This window comes from Streptomyces sp. NPDC031265 (genome assembly GCF_055570295.1).
In genome coordinates this window covers 87,963-109,365 of record NZ_JBVIHM010000001.1, presented here as the reverse complement: position 1 = coordinate 109,365, position 21,403 = coordinate 87,963, and the positions used below count along the sequence as shown (strand labels likewise).

The window sequence follows — 21,403 nt, the reverse complement described above, 5'->3', positions numbered from 1 at the left end:
CTCTCAGGCCTCGGCTGCGACCCGCCACAGAGGTGCCGTGTACTGGTCGGGGCTGTGGCTGATCAGGAGTTGGCGTAGTTCGGCGCGTTGGGTGCCGTCGAGGTTCAGCGCCTCGGTGATGTGGCGGAACGTCGTGTGGGTTGCTCCGCGGCTCCTGGCTTCCGCCTCGAACTGGGCGAGTTGGGACAGGACGGCTTCTGGGTCGAGCTTCTTCGGGGTTGGGCGACCCAGCCGGGCGGCCTTGGCGCGTTCGTAGTCGATCTCCGAGTGGCCGCAGATTTCGCGGCTGTGACGTTCGGCCTGGCCCAAACTGGTCGTCGCCATGGTGGCGCGGGCCAGCTCGTTGCGGCTGAGGGCTTGGTCCAAGTCGACCTGGTGCACAGTGGGGCCCTCGTCCGTCAGGGGAATGGCGAGGCCCGCGTCTCGCACCTCGCAGACTCCCCGTACGCCTCGGGCAGTCGCCGCGAGCATCGCCGTCGCCTCGGAGGGATGCCACTCCAGGACCGCGCTGATCTGCTCGACGTCCTGGCGCGTGAAGGTGTGGACGAGCGTGCCGAACAGGGGCCGTAGGTCGTCCACAGGGAGTTCGCCGTCCAGGCCCGGGCCCGCCACCAGGAGCCGGATGGGGGCGTTCACCTGGCAGCACGCGGCGAGCGTGAGCGCATCGGCCAGTGGGCTCTTCAGCGTCGGCTCGTCGCCCCGGGCGAGAATGTCGCCGCCCACGTCCAGGAGGTCGATCGAGGTGGGCGACAGGTGGCGGACCAGTTCTTCGAGCTGGCGTGTGATGCCCTCGGCGCCGTTGTGCGGGTCGATGAGCGTGAAGGTGTGGGGCAGTTCCGTCGCCAGTCGGGGAAGGGTCGAGCCTGCGGGGGCGATTGGGCGGGCCGTTGCTGGGACAGCCCAGACGGCCGGAGTGAGCTGGACGAGGCCGGTGAAGTTGTCCGCCCCTCGGGGGCCCGGGACCGGATCGATCAGGAGGCGGTCCCACGCGTACGTGAGGATCACCGCCCGGTCCTCGTCGCCGTAGAGGGCGGCGTCGAGCATTGCGGCGGCGACCGCGTCGCCCCCTCCTCCCGCTGCGACGATCAACCTCGTCATGCCCTCAGCCTACGGGCCCGTCGCCTGGCCGTTCCTCCTACGGCGGCTGGTGGCCATAGCCGCTTGGAGTGGATCAACAAGGACCGGGGCCACAGCCCCAGAGACGAAAAATCGGGGCGGCAGGCCGTCCCCTGCCTGCCGCCCCTGTCGGGTGCCTCCGCTCGGGGCACCCGAGTCCGGTTACTTCCCCGCCGACGGCGCCTGCTCCGACCGCGACTTCAGCGCGACCTCCTTGATGAACAGCGTCACGAAGAAGGCGAGCAGCGTGCACGGCGCGGCGTAGAGGAAGACGTCGGCCACGCCGTGGCCGTAGGCGCTCTCCATGACCGTGCGCAGCGGCGCCGGGAGCTTGTCGAGGTCGGGGATGCCGCCGCCCCCGGCGCCCAGGCCCGCCGCCTGCGGGCCGAGGTCGGTCAGGCCGTCCTTGACGTAGTGCGTGACCCGGTTCGCCATCACCGCGCCGAGCGCGGACACGCCCACCGCGCCGCCCAGCGACCGGAAGAACGTCACCACGGACGACGCCGAGCCGAGGTCGGCCGCGGAGACCTGGTTCTGCGTGCACAGCACCAGGTTCTGCATCATCATGCCGATGCCGAGGCCCATCAGCGCCATGTAGATCGCGAGCTGCCAGTACGCCGTGTCGTAGCGCATCGTGCCGAGCAGCGCGAGACCCGCCGTGACCAGGACGCCGCCGCTCACCAGCCACGCCTTCCAGCGGCCGGTCTTCGTGATGACCTGGCCGGAGACCGTGGAGGAGATGAACAGGCCGGCGATCATGGGGATGGTCAGGACCCCGGACATCGTGGGGGACTCGCCTCGGGCCAGCTGGAAGTACTGGCTGAAGAACACCGTTCCCGAGAACATCGCCACGCCCACGAACAACGACGCCAGCGACGCCAGCGTGATCGTGCGGTTGCGGAACAGCCGCAGCGGGATGATCGGTTCGGCCGCCTTCGACTCCACGTACACGAAGACCGCGCCGAGCAGCACCGAGCCGCCGACCATCGCCGCCGTCTGCCAGGACACCCAGTCGTACTTGTCGCCCGCGAACGTCACCCACACCAGCAGCAGCGAGACCGCCGCGCTGATGAAGAACGCGCCCGCCCAGTCGACCTTCACCTCGCGCCGCACCACCGGCAGCTTCAGCGTCTTCTGGAGCACGATCAGCGCGATGACCGCGAACGGCACGCCCACGTAGAAGCACCAGCGCCAGCCGAGCCAGTCCGTGTCGGTGATCACGCCGCCGAGCAGCGGTCCGCCGACCGTCGCGACCGCGAACGTGGCACCGAGGTAGCCGCTGTACCGGCCGCGCTCACGCGGCGCGATCATCGCGGCCATGATGATCTGGGCGAGCGCCGAGAGGCCGCCGACGCCGATGCCCTGGACGACGCGGCAGGCGATCAGCATGCCCGCGTTCTGGGAGAGCCCGGCGATCACCGAACCGCTGACGTAGATGACCAGGGCTATCTGGACCAGCAGCTTCTTGCTGAACAGGTCGGAGAGCTTGCCCCACAGCGGGGTGGTCGCGGTCATCGAGAGGAGCGAGGCCGTGACGACCCAGGTGTACGCGGACTGGCCGCCGCCCAGATCGCCGATGATCTGCGGAAGGGCGTTGGAGACGATCGTCGAGGACAGGATGGCGACGAACATGCCGAGCAGCAGCCCGGACAGCGCCTCCATGATCTGCCGGTGAGTCATCGGCGCGTCGCCGGCAGCCCCCTGGTGGGGCTGCCCTCCGTGGGCGGCGCGGCCGTCCCGCACACCGGCCGGTGTGGATGTAGCCATGAACTTCCTTCTCTGGTGCGTCTGTTACGACTGTTGTGCGGCGGGTGTACGGGTGAGGGGTGCGGCGGGCGCGAACGGCTCCTCGCGGCAGTTGAAGCTCTCTCTGAGCCGCCCGAGCATCGCGTTCAGCTGCCCGACCTCGTCGTCGGACCAGTCCCGCAGGGTCCGGGCGAACATCTCCGCCGTGCGCCGGCCGAGCTCGTCGAGCATGGCGCGGCCGGCGGGGTGAGCCGCAGGATCCGGGAGCGCTTGTCCAGCGGGTCCGGGTCGCGCTCGATCCAGCCCCGCGCGGCCACGTGCGTGACATGACGGCTCGTCACCGACATGTCTACGTCGAGCAGTTCGGCGAGCCTGCTGATCCGCATCTCGCCGTGGCGGCCGAGGAGCGTGAGTACGGCGGCGGCCCCGGCGGGGCACTCGGCGGGCAGGATCCGGCCGAGCCCGCGCTTGACGGCCCCGATGGCGCTGAGCTGGCGGGCCAGCTCCTCGTAGTGGCTCTGCGCGGCCATCGGGCTCCCCCCATCGACTCGTGGGCTCATTGACTCATTGATCTCGTTGCTTAGGGCAACCATAGGATTGATTGGTTGCTGAAGGCAAGCGAACGGGCAGAGGCGTGAGTAAAGTAAATGCAAAGTGTTCGCATATGGGAAGTCAATGCGCAGGTGGGAGGGGTCGGGAGGCGCTCGCGCCCGGTGTGCGTACGCCGTGAGCGTGTGGTGTGTGTGCCGGGGCACGCGGGGGCGGGGGTTGGGCGGAACCCGGGACTTCGCTAGGGTCCCGTGCATGGCACACAACACCCCGGGCCCCGAGGGCAACTACGACCCCGCGGGCAGCACGCAGATGTTCCGCGCCTTCGTCGACGAGGGCGCGCCGCAGGGCCGCCCGGCGGCGGCGACCCCGGCGGCGGCGCCGGCCGGTCCGCGCGTCGGCCTGATCGTCGGCATCGTCGTCGTACTCGCCGTCCTCGCGGGCGTCGCCTGGCTCGCGCTGGGCTGACCCTCCCGCACCTCCTGTCGAGACCCGTTTCGCTCAGCGCCAGTCGGCGGTGACCGTACGGGTCTCGATGTGCATTCCGAGCGGTACGCGCCAGGAGTCCACGCAGACGGTGTACGTACGTGACGTCGCGGTGTGCGCGGCGACGGGTGCGAGGGGCTGTTCCGTGGTGATGGTCGCCCAGTCGACGCCCAGCAGGCCGATGATGTGGGTCGCGAACGTGAGCGTTCCCGGCTTCACGGGGGTGCCGCCGGTGTTGCGGACCGGGATCGTGACGGATTCGCACCAGCGGGTGGGGGTGGGGGTCCGGGCGAGGGCGCCGAGGGTCAGGGCGGCGGGGGTGGTGCGGGTGGGGGTGGGCACGGGTGTGGGGGTGCCGCCCGTGCTGGGGGTGTCGGTGCTGTCGCCCGTGGTGGGGCCGCCGCCGGGGGTGCTGCCGCCGCTGGTGCCCGGGGTGGCGCTGCTTCCCGCTGTGCCGCCTCCGGCGGAACCGTTGCCGCCTCCGCTGCGGCTACCGCCACGGGCCTCTGCCGTACCGCCGCGAGCCCCCGCCGTACCGCCGCCGCTACGGGTTTGCGGGCTGCTGGGCGCCGCACTCCGACCCCCAGGCGTGGCGCCCGCCCCGTCCAGCGGAACCAGCTCCACCTTGCCGTGGGGCGGCACCGCCTTGCTCGGCGTGGCCTCCGCGCCCACGGCCACATAGGGCTTGCCGCCCTCCCCGCCGCAGGCGGCCAGCGCGCCGCCCAGCGCGAGCGTGGCGGCCGCCGATACGCCGATCAACGCAACACGTCGCATCGCGCCAGTGTTCCTGACGGACCGTCAATTGTGAACCCCGGGACGGGGGCTGAGGCGAGGGCGAGTGCGCTTACCCGCGCGCGCGGGGGTCCGCTGTGCCCACCCTCCCCCCAGCTCTTGAGGAGCAGGGGGGACCCCAGTCCCCGGCGGCACGCATGCCCGCAGCTGGGGGGCGCGAGCCGACGCCACGCGAGCGCGCCAGGCAAGCGGTGGCGCAGCCAAGGCCGCGCCCCGCGAGCGACGGTGCCCCGGCACACCGCCCCCGTAACGCCTAGTCCGCGATCAACCCCTCCCGCAGCTGCGCCAGCGTCCGCGTGAGGAGGCGGGAGACGTGCATCTGGGAGATGCCCACCTCCTCGCCGATCTGGGACTGCGTCATGTTCGCGAAGAAGCGGAGCATGATGATCTGGCGTTCGCGCGGGGGGAGTTTGGCCAGGAGGGGCTTGAGGGACTCGCGGTACTCCACGCCTTCGAGGGCCGCGTCCTCGTAGCCGAGGCGGTCAGCGAGGGAGCCCTCGCCGCCGTCGTCCTCGGGGGAGGGGGAGTCGAGGGAGGAGGCCGTGTACGCGTTGCCGACCGCGAGGCCGTCCACCACGTCCTCTTCCGAGACGCCCAGGACCGCGGCCAGCTCCGGAACGGTGGGTGAGCGGTCCAGCTTCTGGGCCAGTTCGTCGCTCGCCTTCGTCAGCGCGAGGCGGAGTTCCTGGAGGCGGCGCGGGACCCGGACCGACCAGCTCGTGTCGCGGAAGAAGCGCTTGATCTCACCGACCACCGTCGGCATCGCGAACGTCGGGAACTCGACGCCCCGTTCGCAGTCGAACCGGTCGATCGCCTTGATCAGGCCGATCGTGCCGACCTGGACGATGTCCTCCATCGGCTCGTTGCGGGAGCGGAAGCGGGCCGCCGCGTACCGGACGAGGGGGAGGTTCAGCTGGATCAGGGTGTCGCGTACGTACGTACGCTCCGGGCTTTCCTCGCTGCCCAGCGCGGCCAGCCGCAGGAACAGGGAGCGGGAGAGCGTGCGGGTGTCCAGCGGCTCGTGGGAGCGCGTCGCCTCCCGCCGGGGGGCGGTGCCGGACGGCGCCGGGCCGGCGGAGTCGAGCGCCTCGGGGGAGCCGGGCACGGCGCAGGTGTCGATGGCTTCCGGGCTCTCGCGCACATCGGGCGCGGGCACGCTCTTCATGAGCGTGAGCACCTGCACCTTTGAGCTGCCCTGTTCTGCGGACATGCCACCCCCTTGAGGTCGCGGACGGTCGCGGTGGCCACGACCATCGGAGGAACGCAGCCTCCACCTGAATACCGGAGGCGGAGCTGCGGCAAACGCGGTTCCAGCAGAATGTCACATGTCGGCAACGCGCTGTAGTGACATGTCGACAAGTCAGGTGTGGATCCGTGCAGTTAGCAGGGGGTGTGCCGGTTTTGCCGCCGGATTGTTCACCCGGACGTGGATCACTCGATCCGGTTATGCCTCGATTCGATTTGCGGATCGAAGCCGCGCGAAGCTCCTGGCCAGCAGCCTGGACACATGCATCTGGGACACGCCCAGCTCCTGGCTGATCTGGGACTGCGTCAGATTGCTGTAGTAGCGGAGCATCAGGATCCGCTGCTCGCGTTCGGGCAGTTGTACGAGGAGGTGGCGGACCAGATCGCGGTGCTCGACCCCGGCAAGGGCCGGGTCCTCGTAGCCGAGCCGGTCGAGCAGGCCCGGCAGGCCGTCGCCCTCCTGGGCCGCCTCCAGGGAGGTCGCGTGGTACGAGCGGCCCGCCTCGATGCAGGCCAGCACCTCGTCCTCGCCGATCTTCAGCCGGTCGGCGATCTCGGCGGTCGTGGGCGAGCGGCCGTGAGCGGTCGTCAGGTCCTCGGTGGCGCCGTTCACTTGGACCCACAGCTCGTGCAGCCGGCGCGGGACGTGGACGGTACGTACGTTGTCGCGGAAGTACCGCTTGATCTCGCCCACCACCGTCGGCATGGCGAAGGTGGGGAACTGCACCCCGCGCTCCGGGTCGAACCTGTCGATCGCGTTGATCAGGCCGATCGTGCCGACCTGGACCACGTCCTCCATCGGCTCGTTGCGGGAGCGGAACCGCGCCGCCGCGTACCGCACCAGCGGCAGGTTCGCCTCGATCAGCGCCCCGCGCACCCGGTGGTGCTCCGGAGTGCCCGGCTCCAGGCCCTTGAGCTGCCCGAAGAGGACCTGGGTGAGCGCCCGGGTGTCCGCGCCCCGGGTGCTGGTCCGTACGGGGGTACGGTGGCGTTCGGGGGGCTCCTGGGGTTCGTTCTGGGGCGGCACTTGAGGTGCGGTACTGGCCGGCACGGTCAACGCCACCCCTTCGCGGTCACTGCTTGGTCAATGTCGCGGTCAACTTCGGTCGAACCATCGTCGACTCATCCGTCAAAAGCGGTCATAGCATCACAAGACATGTCCACTGTGTGCAAGCACCGTATAACCACGTGTTGAGGGCAAGTTGGGCATTTGGCCTGCCCGGCACCGGCCCTCGGGCACACGAAAGGCCCCGCACCACTCGGATGCGGGGCCCCGTCGCGTACCGGCTCGGAACGGCCGTCAGAACGGGTAGTCGGCGATCACCCAGGTGGCGAACTCGCGCCACTGCCCGGCCGCGGCCTGGTGGGCCGGGTGTTCGAGGTAGCGCTTCAGCGCGTCCGCGTCCTCGACCGCCGAGTTGATGGCGAAGTCGTACGCGACGGGCCGGTCGGTGATGTTCCAGGCGCATTCCCAGAACCTCAGCTCGGGGACGAGCCCGTCCAGTTCCTCGAACGCCCTCACCCCGGCGGCGACGCGCGCCTCGTCGCGCTCCACGCCTTCGTTGAGCTTGAAGAGGACCAGATGGCGGATCATGTGTGCTCCTTGCCGTACGTACGTGTCAGCGCCGCCGCTGATCGTACGAGCAGCCCTTCGCGACTCAGCGGACCAGCTCGGTCATGAACTGGCCGATCCCCTTCGCGGCGGAGGAGATCCCCTCGAACCCCGTCTGGACCATCCCCGCGGCCTCCACGGGTGAGGTGATGATCGTATAAAGCACGAAGACGACCGCGCAGTAGAGCAGCACCTTCTTCACGTCCACGTGCGTGCACCCTCCCCGGCTCCCCTGTGCGCTCGCGTGAGTCTAACCAACACCACTTCCGCCGTCCTCACCATGTCTTTAAGGTCCAAGGGCCCCCGGATCGGGGCCCTTCGCCGGACGGTACGGACGTGACGCGGGAGCAGGATGGTTCCCGAGCCCAGCGGATCCGGCAGGAATCCGAGGGGCCGGAACAGGGCCTCACTGCGGGGTCCGCGCAGCGAGCTTCCCCCCGAACGCGGCATGGACTTGCAGGACCGTTCCCGTCGGGGGAACGGCTTGTCCCCCCCGGTTCCGCTCCCCCGTGCCGGACGCGAAAGCCCGGCCGTGCTCGGCCGGGCTTTCGCGCGTCCGGGCCGGGCACCGGGGCACGCAAGAAGGGCCCCGACGCTGTCGGGGCCCTTCTGAGAGCGGTAGCGGAGGGATTTGAACCCTCGGTGACTTGCGCCACACTCGCTTTCGAGGCGAGCTCCTTCGGCCGCTCGGACACGCTACCGAGAGAGAGCTTAGCCCAAGGTGGCCCGTGGTTTGAAATCCGTATGCGGCGACCGGGGTGAGACGTGGGTCACCGCCCGCCCACCGGCTTGGCCGACGCCCTGCCGACGCCCGGTCAGCGCTCCCGGAAGAAGGCCGTCAGCTGGCGGGAGCACTCCTCCTCCAGTACGCCCTGGATCACCTCGGGGCGGTGGTTGAGCCGCCGGTCGCGCACCAGGTCCCACAGGGACCCGGCCGCGCCCGCCTTCTCGTCGCGCGCCCCGTAGACGACCCGTTCGACCCGGGACTGCACCAGCGCGCCCGCGCACATGACGCACGGCTCCAGGGTCACCACGAGCGTGCAGCCGGTCAGCCGCCACTCCCCGGTCCTCTCCGCCGCCCGGCGGAGCGCGACGATCTCCGCGTGCCCCGTGGGGTCGCCGGTGATCTCGCGCTCGTTGTGGGCGGTGGCGAGGACCGTGCCGGCCGCTGACAGGACGACGGCGCCGACCGGCACGTCGCCGGCCAGCGCGGCCCGCCCGGCCTCCCCGAGGGCGGTGCGCATCGGCTCCGCCCAGGGGTCGCGTACGGGATCGTGCGCCACGGCCACTAGCGCACGGCCTCCAGCACCTCGGCCGCTCCCAGCGCGTCGGCGATCTCCACCAGCGCGTCCGAGTCGAGCGTGAGCAGCTGGCCCACGCTCACGCCGAGGTCGGCGAGGATCGCGGTGTCCCCGAGCGGGCCCGCGGGCACCGGGTCGAGGGCGTCCACGGCTTCGTCGTCCGGGTCCTCCTGTTCGTCGAGGTCGCCGTCCTCCGTGCCGTCGAGGTCCAGCGCGTCCAGGTCGTCGGCGCTGTCGTCGGAGGCAGGATCGCGGCCGAGCAGTTCGTCGGTGAGGAGGATTTCTCCGTACGAGGAACGGGCGGCGGCTGCGGCGTTGGAGACGTAGATGCGCGGGTCCTCCTCGCCGTCCAAGCGGACGACGCCGAACCAGACATCCTCCTGCTCGATGAAGACGAGGACCGTGTCGTCGGCTCCGTCGGCCGTGGCCTCCCGGGCCAGGTCGGCGAGGTCGGCGAGGGTCTCCACATCGTCGAGCTCCGTGTCGCTCGCTTCCCACCCGTCTTCGGTGCGCGCGAGCAGTGCGGCGAAGTACACCGTGACTCTCCCACTGGTCATAGGCGTGCCGGTTGGGGGTCCCCCCGGCCGTGGCTTCACTGGAATCGTTGCAGAAACAACGCCGTTGCGAGAGTTCTTCCGCGGTTGCGTTTCGCCGGTCGTCGCGTCGGCCGCGTTACCCGGCGTCCGTTCCCGTCGCTTCTCAGGTCACCAGCGGAAGGTTCGCATGCGCATGGCCTGGCGCATACGGGCCGCGCGGGCGCGGCGGGGCTGGACGCGGTCGCGCAGGGCCTTCGCCTCGTGCAACTCGCGCAGGAACTGGGCGCGCCGCCGCCGCCGCTCGGCCGCGCTCTCGGGCCGCGCGTCGTCCGTGTCGTCCCTGCCGTCCTGCTTGTCCGGCCGCTTGTCCGCCTGCTTGTCCGCCATGAGTGGGCACCGCCCCGGGGGTGTGTCAGTCCCTCGTCAGTCCCTCCCACCTTCCCTCGGGTGGGTGGTTTGATGCCAGCGCGGACGGCGCGGGCGGGCCGTCGGCCCGGTTACTGTGGGGTTATGCGTCTCCACGTCGTCGACCACCCCCTGGTCGCCCACAAGCTCACCACCCTGCGCGACAAGCGCACCGACTCCGCGACCTTCCGGCGCCTCGCCGACGAGCTGGTCACCCTGCTCGCGTACGAGGCCACGCGCGACGTGCGCACCGAGCAGGTCGACATCGAGACCCCGGTGACCCCGACGACGGGTGTGAAGCTGTCGTACCCGCGTCCGCTGGTGGTCCCGATCCTGCGGGCGGGCCTCGGCATGCTGGACGGCATGGTCCGCCTGCTGCCGACCGCCGAGGTGGGCTTCCTGGGCATGATCCGCAACGAGGAGACCCTGGAGGCCTCCACGTACGCGACGCGCATGCCGGAGGACCTCTCCGGGCGCCAGGTGTACGTCCTGGACCCGATGCTGGCCACCGGCGGCACGCTGGTCGCGGCGATCAAGGAGCTCATCAGGCGCGGCGCGGACGACGTGACGGCGGTCGTCCTGCTCGCCGCGCCCGAGGGCGTCGAGGTCATGGAGCGCGAGCTCGCGGGCACGCCGGTGACGGTCGTGACGGCGTCGGTGGACGAGCGGCTCAACGAGCACGGGTACATCGTGCCGGGCCTCGGTGACGCGGGCGACCGGATGTACGGCTCGGCGGAGTAGGCCAACCTGCTGTTTGTCTGCGGGCCGTCCGTGACTGGTCGCGCCCCTTCTCGGGCCCGGTGTTTGTCTGCGGCTCATCTGTGGCTGGTCGCGCAGTTCCCCGCGCCTCTTCTCGGCCCGGTGTTTGTCTGCGGCTCATCTGTGGCTGCTCGCGCAGTTCCCCGCGCCCCTTAGGCAACTCCGGCCCCTCCGGCGTGCGAGAAGCGGGCCCGCAACTCCGCCTGTCCGGCGGCGAGGAACGGGACCCGGCCACATTTCAGGCCCTCCGGCGTTTGAGGAGAGGGGCAGGGGCCGCAGGCACCGCCCCTTCAGGGCGCGGGGCTGTGACATGCGGCTCCGCCGCGTGGGCGCGACCAGCCACAGGCAGCCCGCAGACGAACGAGGTCCGGGGCGGAGCCTCGAAGCGGGGTGCAGGGGCCGCAGGCCCCGCAACGGGGGTCCGGGGGCGCAGCCCCCGGGAAACCCACCTCAACCCCCACCCACCCCCGGAGGGTTCAGGGAAGGGGCGGGGTGGGGGCCAGGGCCTGTCCGGCGGATCGCACCAGGACCCCGCTCACCAGGGCCGAAAGGCGGAGGCACCTCGCGGGCGACCAGATCCGCCGGACAGGCCCTAGCACTTGCCGGACGGCTGCGAGGCCGGCTTTCCCAGCGCCGCCAGGGCCGTGGCCGCCTGTTGGGCCGGGTCCAGGGTCTGGAAGGTCGAGCCCAGGATGAGGTCGACGTCCGGGGTCGAGCGGGCGTCCGTCTTCTGGGTCGTGCCCTTCAGCTGCGTACCCAGGACCGAGAACATGCCCCGCGTCGCCCCGGGCGCGCCCAGCAGTATCCCGTTCCCGGTGACCTTCTTGTCGTACTCCTCCGGCGCGTTCCCCACCTTGCCGATGGCGAAGCCGCGTTTCTTGAGTTCGTCCGCCGTCTCCTTGGCGAGGCCGCCCCGCGGCGTCGCGTTGTAGACGTTCACCGTGATCTGGGCGGGCTTCGGCAGCGCGGCGGCCGCGGCGGTGGCCGTGGACGGCGACGGGCTGGGCGCGCAGTCCTGCTTCGCGCCCGCCGTCTCCTTCTTCGCGTCGTCCGACCCGCCGAAGACGTCGATGAGCTGGATCGTCCCCCAGCCGATCAGACCGAGGGCCACGACGGCGGCGACCGCCGCGAGCAGGAGCCGGCCGCGGCGGCGGGGGCGGCGCATCCGCGGGTACTTGTCGCCCGTGATGCGGTACTTTCCGCCCATGCCGGGGGGAGTGAGCATGCTCATGTGCGCAGCGTAGTGCGGCCTGGTGGCGATGCCTACTAAATGATCAATGGATGGCGGCCGTATGAGCGGTAAAGAGCCCGAAAGGATCAGTCCGGATCAGTCCGGACGGCCGTCGGAGGGTGCCGCTCAGTCCATTTCCAGCACGCGCGCGTGGAGCACCTGGCGCTGCTGGAGCGCCGCGCGCACCGCGCGGTGCAGCCCGTCCTCCAGGTAGAGGTCGCCCTGCCACTTCACGACATGGGCGAAGAGGTCGCCGTAGAACGTGGAGTCCTCCGCCAGGAGGGTCTCCAGGTCGAGCTGGCCCTTCGTGGTGACGAGCTGATCGAGCCGGACCGGGCGCGGCGCGACGTCCGCCCACTGCCGGGTGCTTTCCCGGCCGTGGTCGGGGTACGGCCGCCCGCTTCCGATGCGCTTGAAGATCACACGGAAAGCCTACCGGGCAAGCGGCTCCGGGCGCAGCCATGGTGCGCGAGTGCGATCCTGGGCGGAGTGCCGCAAACCCGACATTGGGGGCTCGCCATGACCGACAGCGACGAGACGCCGGGCTCGTCGGCGGGGGTGACGCCGGGTGCGATGCCGGGCGGGGCGCCGGGCGCGGCTGGGTCCGCCGACGCCGCGCCGCGCGCCGCCTCCGCGCCTCCGCCCCCGCCCGCGACCTCCTCCGTCTCCCTCCCTCCCCCCGTCGCCGAGATCGCCACCGGGTACGCCTTCGCCGGCCCCGCCATGGAGCTCGGGGCCGTGCTCTGGGAGGGGCAGTGCCACGCCGACGCGCCGGTCCGTATCCCGCTCGCCATGCTCAACCGGCACGGCCTGGTCGCCGGAGCCACCGGCACCGGCAAGACCAAGACGCTCCAGCTCCTCGCCGAGCAGCTGTCCGCCAACGGCGTTCCCGTCTTCCTGGCGGACGTGAAGGGGGACGTCTCCGGGATCGCCGCGCCCGGGCAGGACGCCCCCAAGGTGCGGGAGCGGGCCGGGCAGGTCGGGCAGACATGGGAGGCGGCCGGGTTCCCCTGCGAGTTCTACGCGCTCGGCGGCATCGGCGCCGGCATCCCCCTGCGGGCCACGGTCACCAGCTTCGGGCCCGTACTCCTGTCGAAGGTGCTCCAGCTCAACCAGACGCAGGAGCAGTCGCTCGGCCTGATCTTCCACTACGCCGACTCCAAGGGCCTTGAGCTGTACGACCTGAAGGACCTCAAGGCGGTCACCGGCTTCCTGGTCTCGGATGTCGGCAAGCCCGAGCTGAAGGGGATCGGCGGGCTGTCGTCCGTCACCGCCGGGGTGATCCTGCGGTCGATCACCGCCTTCGAGCAGCAGGGCGCGGCTGAGTTCTTCGGGGAGCCGGAGTTCGACGTCAGCGAGCTGCTGCGGCTGGGGCCGGACGGGCGCGGGGTGGTGTCCGTACTGGAGCTGCCCGCCGTCCAGGACAAGCCGCAGCTCTTCTCGACCTTCCTGATGTGGCTGCTCGCGGAGCTGTTCAACGGGCTGCCGGAGGTCGGCGACGTGGACCGGCCCAAGCTCGTCTTCTTCTTCGACGAGGCGCATCTGCTGTTCAGCGGGGCGTCGAAGGCGTTCCTGGAGTCGATCACGCAGACGGTGCGGCTCATTCGCTCGAAGGGGGTCGGCGTCTTCTTCGTGACGCAGACGCCGAAGGACGTGCCCGCGGATGTGCTGGCGCAGCTGGGCAACCGGGTGCAGCACGCGCTGCGCGCCTTCACGCCGGACGACGCGAAGGCGCTGAAGGCGACGGTACGGACGTTTCCCAAGTCGCCGTACGACCTGGAGGAGACGCTCACCGGGCTCGGTACGGGCGAGGCGGTGATCACGGTCCTGAGCGAGACGGGCGCGCCTACGCCGGTCGCGTTGACGCGGCTGCGGGCGCCGCAGTCCCTGATGGGGCCGGTGCCGGCGGAGGACCTCGACCGGCTGGTCAAGTCCTCCCTCCTGTACGGGCGTTACGCGGAGGCCGTCGACCGCGAGTCGGCGTTCGAGAAGCTGTCGGCGGGGGAGAGGGAGCGGGAGGCGGCGGCGGTGGAGTCGGCGCTGGGTTCCCCCTCGGCGGAATCTCCCTCGGCGCCGAAGGGGCGGGCCGACAAGTCCCTGGCCGAGCAGGTGGTCGGCAGTGGGATCTTCCGTTCCCTGGCGCGGTCGGTGGGTACGCAACTGGGCCGCGAGATCTCCCGTTCCCTGTTCGGCACCCGGCGCAGGTAGCCCCCACCCCGCCCCTTCCCTGAACCCTCCGGGGGTGGGTGGGTGGTTGAGGTGGTCTCCCGGGGGCTGCGCCCCCGGACCCCCGTTGCGGGGCCTGCGGCCCCTGCACCCCGCTTCGAGGCTCCGCCGCGGACCTCGTTCGTCTGTGGGCTGCCTGTGGCTGGTCGCGCCCACGCGGCGGAGCCGCATGTCACAGCCCCGCGCCCTGAAGGGGCGGTGCCTGCGGCCCCTGCCCCGCTCCTCCAACGCCGGAGGGCCTGAAATGTGGCCGGGTCCCCTTCTGCCTTCAGGGGTGCGGGGAACGGCGCGCTCAGCCCAAGCCGGCCCGCAGGCATACGCCGGGCGAATAGGGGCGCGGGGAACTGCGCGAGCAGCCACATGCAACCCGCAGGCATACGCCGGGCCGAATAGGGGCGCTGGGAACTGCGCGAGCAACCACATGCAACCCGCAGGCAAACGCCGGGCCGAATAGGGGCGCGGGGAACTGCGCGATCGGCCTGAGACCGGGTCACTTCGGCGGCTTCGCCGCCCTCGCCGCCGCCTTCATCTCCTGCTTGTGCGCCCGCACCTTCGCCAGTGTCTGCGGGCCCGTGATGTCCGCCACCGAGCGGTGGCAGTTCGCCTCGCCGTACGGGCCCGCGGCCTCTCGCCAGCCCGGAGGGCGGATGGAGAGCTGCTTGCCCAGGAGGGCCAGGAAGATGCGGGCCTTCTGGTCGCCGAAGCCGGGGAGGGCCTTGAGGCGGGTCAGCAGGTCCGCGCCGGTCGGCGCGTCACGCCAGACCGCCTCCGCGTCGCCCCCGTACTCCTCCACCAGATACCGGCAGAGCTGCTGAACGCGCTGAGCCATGGAGCCGGGGTAGCGGTGCACGGCAGGTTTCTGCTTCAGGAGGTCGGCGAAGGCGTCCGGGCCGTAGGAGGCGATCGCCGCCGCGTCCAAGTCGTCCGCACCCATCCGCGTCGCGATCGTGTAGGGCCCCGCGAAGGCCCACTCCATCGGGATCTGCTGGTCCAGCAGCATGCCGATCAGCGCGGCCAGAGGGCTGCGGCTGAGCAGCGCGTCGGCCTCCGGCTGCTGGGACAGGCGCAGTGTCTGCCCCGGTTTCTCACTCGGTGCCATACGTCGATGATCACCGGGGTGGTCACGCTTCGCACCCCGCCGTCACCGTTTTCCCGTGAACTCACACTTTCGTATGACTGGCGCAACCGTTCGGAATGTCCACCCGGACGGCGGGTAGTGCTGGGGCCGACCAACTGGTGCCATCAGGAGGGGAAGCCCAGTGACGCAGCCGTTCGTCCTGCCGGATTTCTATATGCCGTATCCGGCCCGGCTCAATCCCCATCTCGAAGCCGCGCGGGTCCACTCCCGCGAGTGGGCTCGCGGAATGGGCATGCTGGAGGGGTCCGGCATCTGGGAGCTGAGCGACCTCGACGCCCATGACTACGCGCTGCTGTGCTCGTACACCCACCCCGACTGCGACGCGGAAGCGCTGTCGCTCGTCACCGACTGGTACGTGTGGGTGTTCTTCTTCGATGACCACTTCCTCGAAGAGTTCAAGCGGACCCAGGACCGGGACGGGGGGAAGGCCTATCTCGAACGGCTTGCCGCCTTTATGCCCATGGACCTCGCCGAGGGGTTTCCCGAGCCCGCCAACCAGGTCGAGAAGGGTCTCGCCGACCTGTGGGCGCGGACCGTGCCCAGCATGTCCTACGGCTGGAGGGAACGGTTCGCCGAGTCCACCCGCAACCTCCTCAACGAGTCGATGTGGGAGCTCGTCAACATCAACGCGGGGCGCATCGCCAACCCCGTCGAGTACATCGAGATGCGCCGCAAGGTCGGCGGCGCGCCCTGGTCGGCGGGGATCATCGAGTACGCGGCGAACGCCGAACTCCCGCCCGCCGTGGCGGCCTCGCGCCCGCTGCGGGTCCTCACCGACGCGTTCTCGGACGGCGTCCATCTGCGCAACGACCTCTTCTCGTACCAGAGGGAGGTGGAGGAGGAAGGCGAGCTGAGCAACGGGATTCTGGTGCTGGAGACCTTTCTCGGGTGTACGACCCAGGAAGCCGCCGAGACCGTCAACGATCTCCTCACCTCCCGGCTCCAGCAGTTCGAGAACACCGCCCTCACCGAAGTCCCGGCGCTGTGTCTGGAGAAGGGGCTCAGTCCGGAGGAGTGTGCTCGGATCGCCGCCTACGTCAAGGGGCTTCAGGACTGGCAGTCCGGCGGGCACGAGTGGCACATGCGCTCCAGCCGGTACATGAACGAGCAGGCGCAGGAGCGGCATTCGATGTTCGGCGGGGTGCTCGGCACCTCGGCGCTGGACATCAAGAACCTCTTCGGGCGCCCGGCGCAGGCCCGGCTGCGCAGCCACGGCCATGTGCCGTTCGAGCGCGTCGGGCCGTCCCTGCTCCCCGACTTCGACGTGCCCTTCGAGCTGGGGCTCAGCCCGCACCACGCCGACGCGCGCGAGCGCTCGGTGGCCTGGGCGGGGCGGATGGGCCTGCTCAACGACATCTGGGACGAGCAGAAGCTGATCGGCTACGACTTCGCACTCTGCTCGGCCGGGCTCGACCCGGACGCCACCCCGGAGGAGCTGGAGCTCAGCGCGGAGTGGCTGACCTGGGGGACGTACGGGGACGACTACTACCCGCTGGTGTACGGGCGTTCGCGCGATCTCACCGGTGCGCGGGTCGCTCATGAGCGGCTCCTGCACATGCTGGATGCCGACGATCCGGAGCGCGGGTGCGCCCTCGCGGTGAGCCCGATGGAACGTTCGCTCGCCGACCTGTGGGCGCGCACGGCGGGCCCGATGTCCCCGTACGGACGCCAGAACTTCCGCCAGGCGGTCGAGGTGATGCTGGAGAGCTGGCTGTGGGAGCTGCACAACCAGGGCCAGCACCGCATCCCCGACCCGGTCGACTACATCGAGATGCGGCGGAGCACCTTCGGCTCGGACCTCACCTTGGCCCTGAGCCGGATGCGGCACGCCGACGCGCTGCCGCCGGAGATCTTCCGCACGGGCACGATGAGCGCCCTGGAGAACTCCGCGATGGACTACGGGATGCTGATCAACGACTTCTTCTCGTACCAGAAGGAGATCGAGTTCGAGGGCGAGGTGCACAACCTGCTCCTGGTAGTGCAGCGCTTCTTCGACTGCGACTACCCGGCCTCGGTGCGGATCGCCGACGACCTGGTGCGCTCGCGGATGCGGCAGTTCCTCCACATCAAGAAGACCGAGATCCCGCTGCTGTACGAGGAGTTCGGGCTCGACGCGGACGGCCGGGCGGCCCTCGACGCGTACGTGAAGGAGTTCGAGGACTGGATCGCGGGCATCCTCAACTGGCACCGGGGCACGCGCCGCTACAGCGACGAGTCGCTGCGCGGCGGCTCGCTGCCCAATGTGATCCCCTCGGTGCTCGCCTCCTCCGGGCCCGGCACGGCCGCGCTCCGGTTCGCCCAGCTGGTGGCGCAGTCGACCGGCGGCCCGGTGGACAGCCAGGTCGCGGGGGTCACCGGGGCGTGATCGACTTGCGGGCATGGGTCATGACCACGGTCCCCCGGGCTCTCGGCTTCGCCCGAGCGGGGAGGGGCCCCCATCCTCCGGGGCTGCGGGCACCCTGAGCGGCACGTTCCGCGGCCGGCTGCTGTGGACCATCGGCATCAGCGCGTCGATCACCGTCATCCAGGTGGTCGGCGCGCTGCTCTCCGGCTCGCTCGCCCTGCTCGCGGACGCCGCGCACAGCCTCACCGACGCGGTCGGCGTCGCCCTGGCGCTCGGCGCGATCACCCTGGCCCAGCGTGCTCCCACGCCCCGCCGCACCTTCGGCTTCTACCGCGTGGAGATCTTCTCGGCGGTCCTGAACGCCCTGCTGCTCGTGGCGGTCTTCATCTGGGTGCTGTGGTCGGCGATCGGCCGGTTCAGCGAGCCGGTGGAGGTCAAGGGCGGGCTGATGTTCGCGGTCGCGGTGGGCGGACTCGCGGCGAACCTGGTCGGGCTGTGGCTGCTGCGGGACGCCAAGGACCAGAGCCTCAATGTGCGCGGCGCCTATCTGGAGGTCCTGGGCGACGCGCTCGGCTCGGTCGCGGTGATCATTGGCGGTCTGGTCATCCTCCTCACGGGCTGGCAGGCGGCCGACCCGATCGCGTCCATCGTGATCGGTCTGCTGATCGTGCCGAGGGCGTACGGACTGCTGCGCGACGCCCTGCACGTCCTGATGGAGGCCGCCCCGCAGGACATGGACCTGGCGGAGGTGCGCCGCCACCTGCTCGACGAGCCCGGCGTGCTGGCGGTCCACGATCTGCACGGCTGGACCGTCACCTCCGGGATGCCGGTCCTCACCGCCCATGTGGTGGTGGCCGACGACGCGCTGGCCGACGGGTACGGGGACCTGCTGCGGCGCCTCCAGCGGTGCGTCGGCGACCACTTCGACGTGGCCCACTCCACGATCCAGCTGGAGCCCGAGGGACACCCCGAGACCCCCGGTGCGCTGCACAGCTAGTCCGGTACTCGCTCACCGACCGGGGGAGCGGTACGCCCTTGTCACATCCGGGCCCGGCGCGTCGTCCTAGGGACATGGACATCGCCATTGCGGGAGGGACGGGGACGCTGGGAAGCCGCGTCGCCGAGGAGCTGCGTACGCGGGGGCACCGCGTGCGGGTGCTGAGCCGTAGGTCACCGGAGTACCGGGTCGACCTGACCACGGGGGAGGGGCTGATCGACGCCCTTGCGGGGTGCGACGTCGTGGTGGACGCGGCCAACGGCCACGGGACCGCCAGGGGGGCGGCCCGGACGCTCGTGGACGGGTCGCGGCGGCTGCTCGCCGCCGCGCGGGCCGTGGGCGTACAGCACCACGTATGCGTCTCGATCGTGGGCTGCGACATGGTGCCGATGGGATATATGCAGGTCAAGGCCGAACAGGAGTGGGTCGTACGGGAGGGCAGGGTGCCCTGGACGATCGTGCGGGCCACCCAGTTCCACGAACTGCTCGCTTCGACGCTCGCGTCGGCCGCCAAGTGGGGCGTGGTGCCGGTGCCCCGGGCCCGGCTGCGCACGGTCGCCGCCCTGGAGGCCGCCTGGGTGGTCGCCGATGTGGCGGAGGGGGTGCCGCACCGGGGGCGGATCGAGATCTGCGGGCCCGAGGACACCGATATCCGGGAGATGGCCCGGGTCTGGCGCGAGGTCACCGGCCGCAAGGCCCTGCTGATGCCGGTGCCGCTGCCCGGCCGGATGGGCCAGGCGCTGCGGGCGGGCGCGCTCACCGTGGAGCGGCCGGATGTGCGCGGCACCATGTCGTTCGCGGAGTGGCTGCGCAGCGAGCAGGTCTGGGCGAGCGTCGCGGGGCTGCGGTGAGCGCGGCCGGCGGGCGCGGGCCGCTGTCCAACGAGGACGGACTGGCCCGGGCCTTCGAGCGGGAGCGGCCCCGGCTGCTGAGGGTCGCCTATACGACGACGGGGTGCCTGGCGGAGGCGGAGGACTGCGTCCAGGAGGCGTGGCTGCGGCTGCGCGGCCTCGACGACCCGGGCGCGGTCCGCGATCTGCGCGCCTGGCTGACCACGACGGTGGGCCGGCTCGCCCTGGACGCGCTGGGCAGCGCCCGGGTGCGGCGCGAGCGGTACGTCGGCACCTGGCTGCCCGAGCCGCTGGTGGAGCAGGCACCGGACGAGCAGGACCCCGCCGACCGGGTCACGCTCGACGAGTCGGTGTCGATGGCATTGATGATCGTCCTGGACGAGCTGTCGCCCGCCCAGCGCACCGCGTTCCTGCTGCACGACGTGTTCGGGCTGCCCTTCGAGGAGGTCGCGGGCGTGGTGGGCCGCACCCCGGCGGCCGTACGCCAGTTGGCCTCGCGGGCCCGCCGCCACGTCGACGGCAGCCGCCCGCACCACCCCGCCGGATACGCCCGCCAGCGCGAGCTGGTCAGCGCCTTCGGCCAGGCCTGTCAGGAGGGGGATCTGGAGCGGCTGGTCTCGCTGCTCGACCCCGAGGTGGTCTGGCGCGGCGACGGCGGCGGCAAGGTGACCGCGCTGAACGGCATCGTGCGCGGCGCCGACAACGTGGCGCGCGGCATCGTCGCCCTCACCCGGGTGCACGTCCCGCCGGACGGGCTGCGGCTCGCCCACGTCAACGGCGCGCCCGGCCTCGCCCTGTACCACTGGGACGGCGCCCGCACGATCGTGGCGATCACCGTGGACGGCGGCCGGATCACCTCCGTGGACGCCATCCGCAACCCCGACAAGCTGACCCACGTACCGGACGCGTGAGCGCTTCGGCGCCCGCCACCGCCTGAACGTCCGCCCGAGCCACGCCGACCGGCCCGGGCAGCCGAAGGGGCCCTCTCCGGCTGGTCACGGGGTGACCAGCCGGAGCGCGGCCAAGGAACGGGAACAGCCGTTACTGGAGCGCCGCTTCCGCGAGTGCCCGGACCACCAGGGGGACCGCCTCGGCCCGGTGCTCCCGGTGCACCACGAACCGTACGGACCCGGTCGGCAGCGGCAGTACGAGCACCCCTCGCTCCGCGAGCCGTTCGCGCAGCTCGTCGGGGTCGCGCCCGGGCAGCCGTACGGTCACGATGTTGGTGGGGCACGGGGGGTCGCCCACCTCCGCCCCCGGCACCCCGGCGAGCCCCTCGGCCAGCTGCGCGGCGAGCGCGTGGTCCTCGGCGAGGCGGGACACCCGCGCGAGCCCCTCCAGGGCGGCCGCCGCGAGCACACCCGACTGGTGCATGGTGCCGCCGAGCAGCAGCCGCAGCTCCCGGGCCCGCGCGACGAACTCCGCGTCCGCGCACAGCAGCGACCCGACCGGCGCGCCCAGCCCTTTGGCCAGGCAGAACGTCACGCTGTCCGCCGGGGCCGCGAGCTTCTCCACCGGCACCCCGAGCGCGACCGCCGCGTTGGCGAGCCGGGCCCCGTCCAGATGGACGTGCGCCCCCTGCTCCCGGCCGAGCCCCGCGAGCCGGTCCACCTCGGCCGGGTCGAGCGCGTTGCCGGTGTGCATCATGCAGGTGTTCTCCAGGGCCACGATCCCCGGCCGCCCGCCGCCCTCGCGCAGCGCCGCCGCCAGCGCGTCCGGGTCCGGGGCGCCGTCGTCGCGCTCCGGCAGCGCCACCGGCTCGGCTCCGGCGAACCGCCGCATCCCCTCGGCCTCGAAGAGCGCGATGTGGCTCGTGGCGCCCATGAGCAGCCGGCTGCCGGGGCCGGGCGCGGCCGCGAGCACCGCGACCAGGTTGGCCATGGTGCTGCTCGGCAGGAACAGCGCCGCCCCGGTCCCGAGCAGCCGGGCGCCCTCCTCCTCCAGTTCCCGTACGCAGGGGTCGTCCCCGTAGGCGTCGTCGCCCACCTCGGCCGCGGCCATCGCGGCCCGCATCGCCGCGTCCGGGGCGGTACGGGTGTCGCTGCGGAAGTCCAGGAAGACGGACACGG

Annotated in this window: 20 protein-coding genes, 1 tRNA gene and 2 pseudogenes; 7 read left to right on the top strand and 16 right to left on the bottom strand. The window is 71.4% G+C overall.

Going from position 1 to position 21,403, the window contains the following annotated elements:
• Positions 1 to 3: 3 nt before the first annotated feature.
• The 3 genes and pseudogenes from ACZ499_RS00510 to ACZ499_RS00500 all read right to left on the bottom strand — a co-directional run bounded on the left by ACZ499_RS00510 (position 4) and on the right by ACZ499_RS00500 (position 3,392).
• Positions 4 to 1,098 (bottom strand): DUF1152 domain-containing protein, encoded by a 1,095-nt coding sequence (locus ACZ499_RS00510; protein ID WP_468670656.1) that lies wholly within the window; start codon positions 1,096 to 1,098, stop codon positions 4 to 6.
• A gap of 189 nt (positions 1,099 to 1,287) precedes the next feature.
• A pseudogene (locus ACZ499_RS00505) lies at positions 1,288 to 2,796 on the bottom strand (MDR family MFS transporter); the annotation flags it as partial.
• 111 nt (positions 2,797 to 2,907) lie between these two features.
• Positions 2,908 to 3,392 (bottom strand): annotated as a pseudogene (locus tag ACZ499_RS00500) (MarR family winged helix-turn-helix transcriptional regulator).
• A 274-nt stretch (positions 3,393 to 3,666) separates the two neighbouring features.
• Between ACZ499_RS00500 and ACZ499_RS00495 the strand changes: the two are divergent.
• Positions 3,667 to 3,879: a hypothetical protein gene (locus ACZ499_RS00495; protein WP_468670654.1), complete on the top strand. Its 213-nt coding sequence runs from the start codon at positions 3,667 to 3,669 to the stop codon at positions 3,877 to 3,879.
• 33 nt (positions 3,880 to 3,912) lie between these two features.
• Here ACZ499_RS00495 and ACZ499_RS00490 read toward each other — a convergent pair whose 3' ends face one another.
• The 9 genes from ACZ499_RS00490 to ACZ499_RS00450 form a co-directional block, all read right to left on the bottom strand.
• Positions 3,913 to 4,671, bottom strand: a complete 759-nt coding sequence (locus ACZ499_RS00490; RefSeq protein ID WP_468670652.1) for a hypothetical protein — start codon at positions 4,669 to 4,671, stop codon at positions 3,913 to 3,915.
• 271 nt (positions 4,672 to 4,942) lie between these two features.
• On the bottom strand, positions 4,943 to 5,899 hold the full coding sequence (locus ACZ499_RS00485; RefSeq protein WP_468670649.1) for an RNA polymerase sigma factor SigF: 957 nt from the start codon (positions 5,897 to 5,899) through the stop codon (positions 4,943 to 4,945).
• Between the two features lie 234 nt (positions 5,900 to 6,133).
• On the bottom strand, positions 6,134 to 6,985 hold the full coding sequence (locus tag ACZ499_RS00480) for an RNA polymerase sigma factor SigF (protein WP_468412344.1): 852 nt from the start codon (positions 6,983 to 6,985) through the stop codon (positions 6,134 to 6,136).
• Between the two features lie 249 nt (positions 6,986 to 7,234).
• Positions 7,235 to 7,528: a Dabb family protein gene (locus ACZ499_RS00475; RefSeq protein WP_468670644.1), complete on the bottom strand. Its 294-nt coding sequence runs from the start codon at positions 7,526 to 7,528 to the stop codon at positions 7,235 to 7,237.
• Positions 7,529 to 7,592: 64 nt separating this feature from the next.
• Entirely contained in the window at positions 7,593 to 7,754 is a 162-nt protein-coding gene (locus ACZ499_RS00470; protein WP_180357221.1) for a hypothetical protein, read from the bottom strand.
• 408 nt (positions 7,755 to 8,162) lie between these two features.
• A tRNA-Ser gene (locus ACZ499_RS00465) sits at positions 8,163 to 8,247 on the bottom strand.
• A 114-nt stretch (positions 8,248 to 8,361) separates the two neighbouring features.
• On the bottom strand, positions 8,362 to 8,790 hold the full coding sequence (gene tadA, locus ACZ499_RS00460) for a tRNA adenosine(34) deaminase TadA (protein ID WP_468672028.1): 429 nt from the start codon (positions 8,788 to 8,790) through the stop codon (positions 8,362 to 8,364).
• Positions 8,791 to 8,834: 44 nt separating this feature from the next.
• Entirely contained in the window at positions 8,835 to 9,404 is a 570-nt protein-coding gene (locus ACZ499_RS00455) for a tRNA adenosine deaminase-associated protein (protein ID WP_385541320.1), read from the bottom strand.
• Between the two features lie 147 nt (positions 9,405 to 9,551).
• Entirely contained in the window at positions 9,552 to 9,770 is a 219-nt protein-coding gene (locus ACZ499_RS00450) for a hypothetical protein (RefSeq protein ID WP_385541322.1), read from the bottom strand.
• 123 nt (positions 9,771 to 9,893) lie between these two features.
• Here ACZ499_RS00450 and upp point away from each other — a divergent pair, with 123 nt between their 5' ends.
• Positions 9,894 to 10,529 carry a uracil phosphoribosyltransferase gene (upp, locus tag ACZ499_RS00445; protein WP_385541324.1) on the top strand — a complete coding sequence of 212 codons (636 nt, stop codon included), beginning with the start codon at positions 9,894 to 9,896 and terminating at the stop codon, positions 10,527 to 10,529.
• Between the two features lie 610 nt (positions 10,530 to 11,139).
• Here the strand turns inward: upp and ACZ499_RS00440 are convergent.
• Together ACZ499_RS00440 and ACZ499_RS00435 are read right to left on the bottom strand one after the other, a co-directional pair.
• Entirely contained in the window at positions 11,140 to 11,778 is a 639-nt protein-coding gene (locus ACZ499_RS00440; protein WP_468670641.1) for a LytR C-terminal domain-containing protein, read from the bottom strand.
• A gap of 126 nt (positions 11,779 to 11,904) precedes the next feature.
• Positions 11,905 to 12,201, bottom strand: coding sequence for a type II toxin-antitoxin system VapB family antitoxin (locus tag ACZ499_RS00435; RefSeq protein ID WP_053725882.1), 297 nt, complete (start codon positions 12,199 to 12,201; stop codon positions 11,905 to 11,907).
• A 300-nt stretch (positions 12,202 to 12,501) separates the two neighbouring features.
• On the opposite strand from ACZ499_RS00435, the gene ACZ499_RS00430 reads away from it, so the two are divergent.
• Positions 12,502 to 13,986 (top strand): helicase HerA-like domain-containing protein, encoded by a 1,485-nt coding sequence (locus ACZ499_RS00430; RefSeq protein WP_468672026.1) that lies wholly within the window; start codon positions 12,502 to 12,504, stop codon positions 13,984 to 13,986.
• A 508-nt stretch (positions 13,987 to 14,494) separates the two neighbouring features.
• Here the strand turns inward: ACZ499_RS00430 and ACZ499_RS00425 are convergent.
• The gene (locus tag ACZ499_RS00425) at positions 14,495 to 15,103 is read right to left on the bottom strand and encodes an HhH-GPD-type base excision DNA repair protein (RefSeq protein ID WP_468670638.1); all 609 of its coding nucleotides are present in this window, start codon (positions 15,101 to 15,103) and stop codon (positions 14,495 to 14,497) included.
• A 160-nt stretch (positions 15,104 to 15,263) separates the two neighbouring features.
• On the opposite strand from ACZ499_RS00425, the gene ACZ499_RS00420 reads away from it, so the two are divergent.
• From ACZ499_RS00420 to sigJ, 4 genes are all read left to right on the top strand, one after another.
• Entirely contained in the window at positions 15,264 to 17,507 is a 2,244-nt protein-coding gene (locus tag ACZ499_RS00420; RefSeq protein ID WP_468670635.1) for a terpene synthase family protein, read from the top strand.
• Positions 17,508 to 17,520: 13 nt separating this feature from the next.
• The gene (locus tag ACZ499_RS00415; RefSeq protein ID WP_468670633.1) at positions 17,521 to 18,483 is read left to right on the top strand and encodes a cation diffusion facilitator family transporter; all 963 of its coding nucleotides are present in this window, start codon (positions 17,521 to 17,523) and stop codon (positions 18,481 to 18,483) included.
• A 74-nt stretch (positions 18,484 to 18,557) separates the two neighbouring features.
• Positions 18,558 to 19,334: an SDR family oxidoreductase gene (locus ACZ499_RS00410; protein WP_468670631.1), complete on the top strand. Its 777-nt coding sequence runs from the start codon at positions 18,558 to 18,560 to the stop codon at positions 19,332 to 19,334.
• On the top strand, positions 19,331 to 20,245 hold the full coding sequence (sigJ, locus tag ACZ499_RS00405) for an RNA polymerase sigma factor SigJ (RefSeq protein WP_468670629.1): 915 nt from the start codon (positions 19,331 to 19,333) through the stop codon (positions 20,243 to 20,245). The genes ACZ499_RS00410 and sigJ overlap by 4 nt, the downstream gene beginning before the upstream one ends.
• A 130-nt stretch (positions 20,246 to 20,375) precedes the next feature.
• On the opposite strand, the gene ACZ499_RS00400 is transcribed toward sigJ, so the two are convergent.
• A complete protein-coding gene (locus ACZ499_RS00400) occupies positions 20,376 to 21,401 on the bottom strand; it encodes a threonine aldolase family protein (protein ID WP_468670627.1) in 1,026 nt (341 codons plus the stop codon).
• Between the last annotated feature and the right edge of the window lie 2 nt (positions 21,402 to 21,403).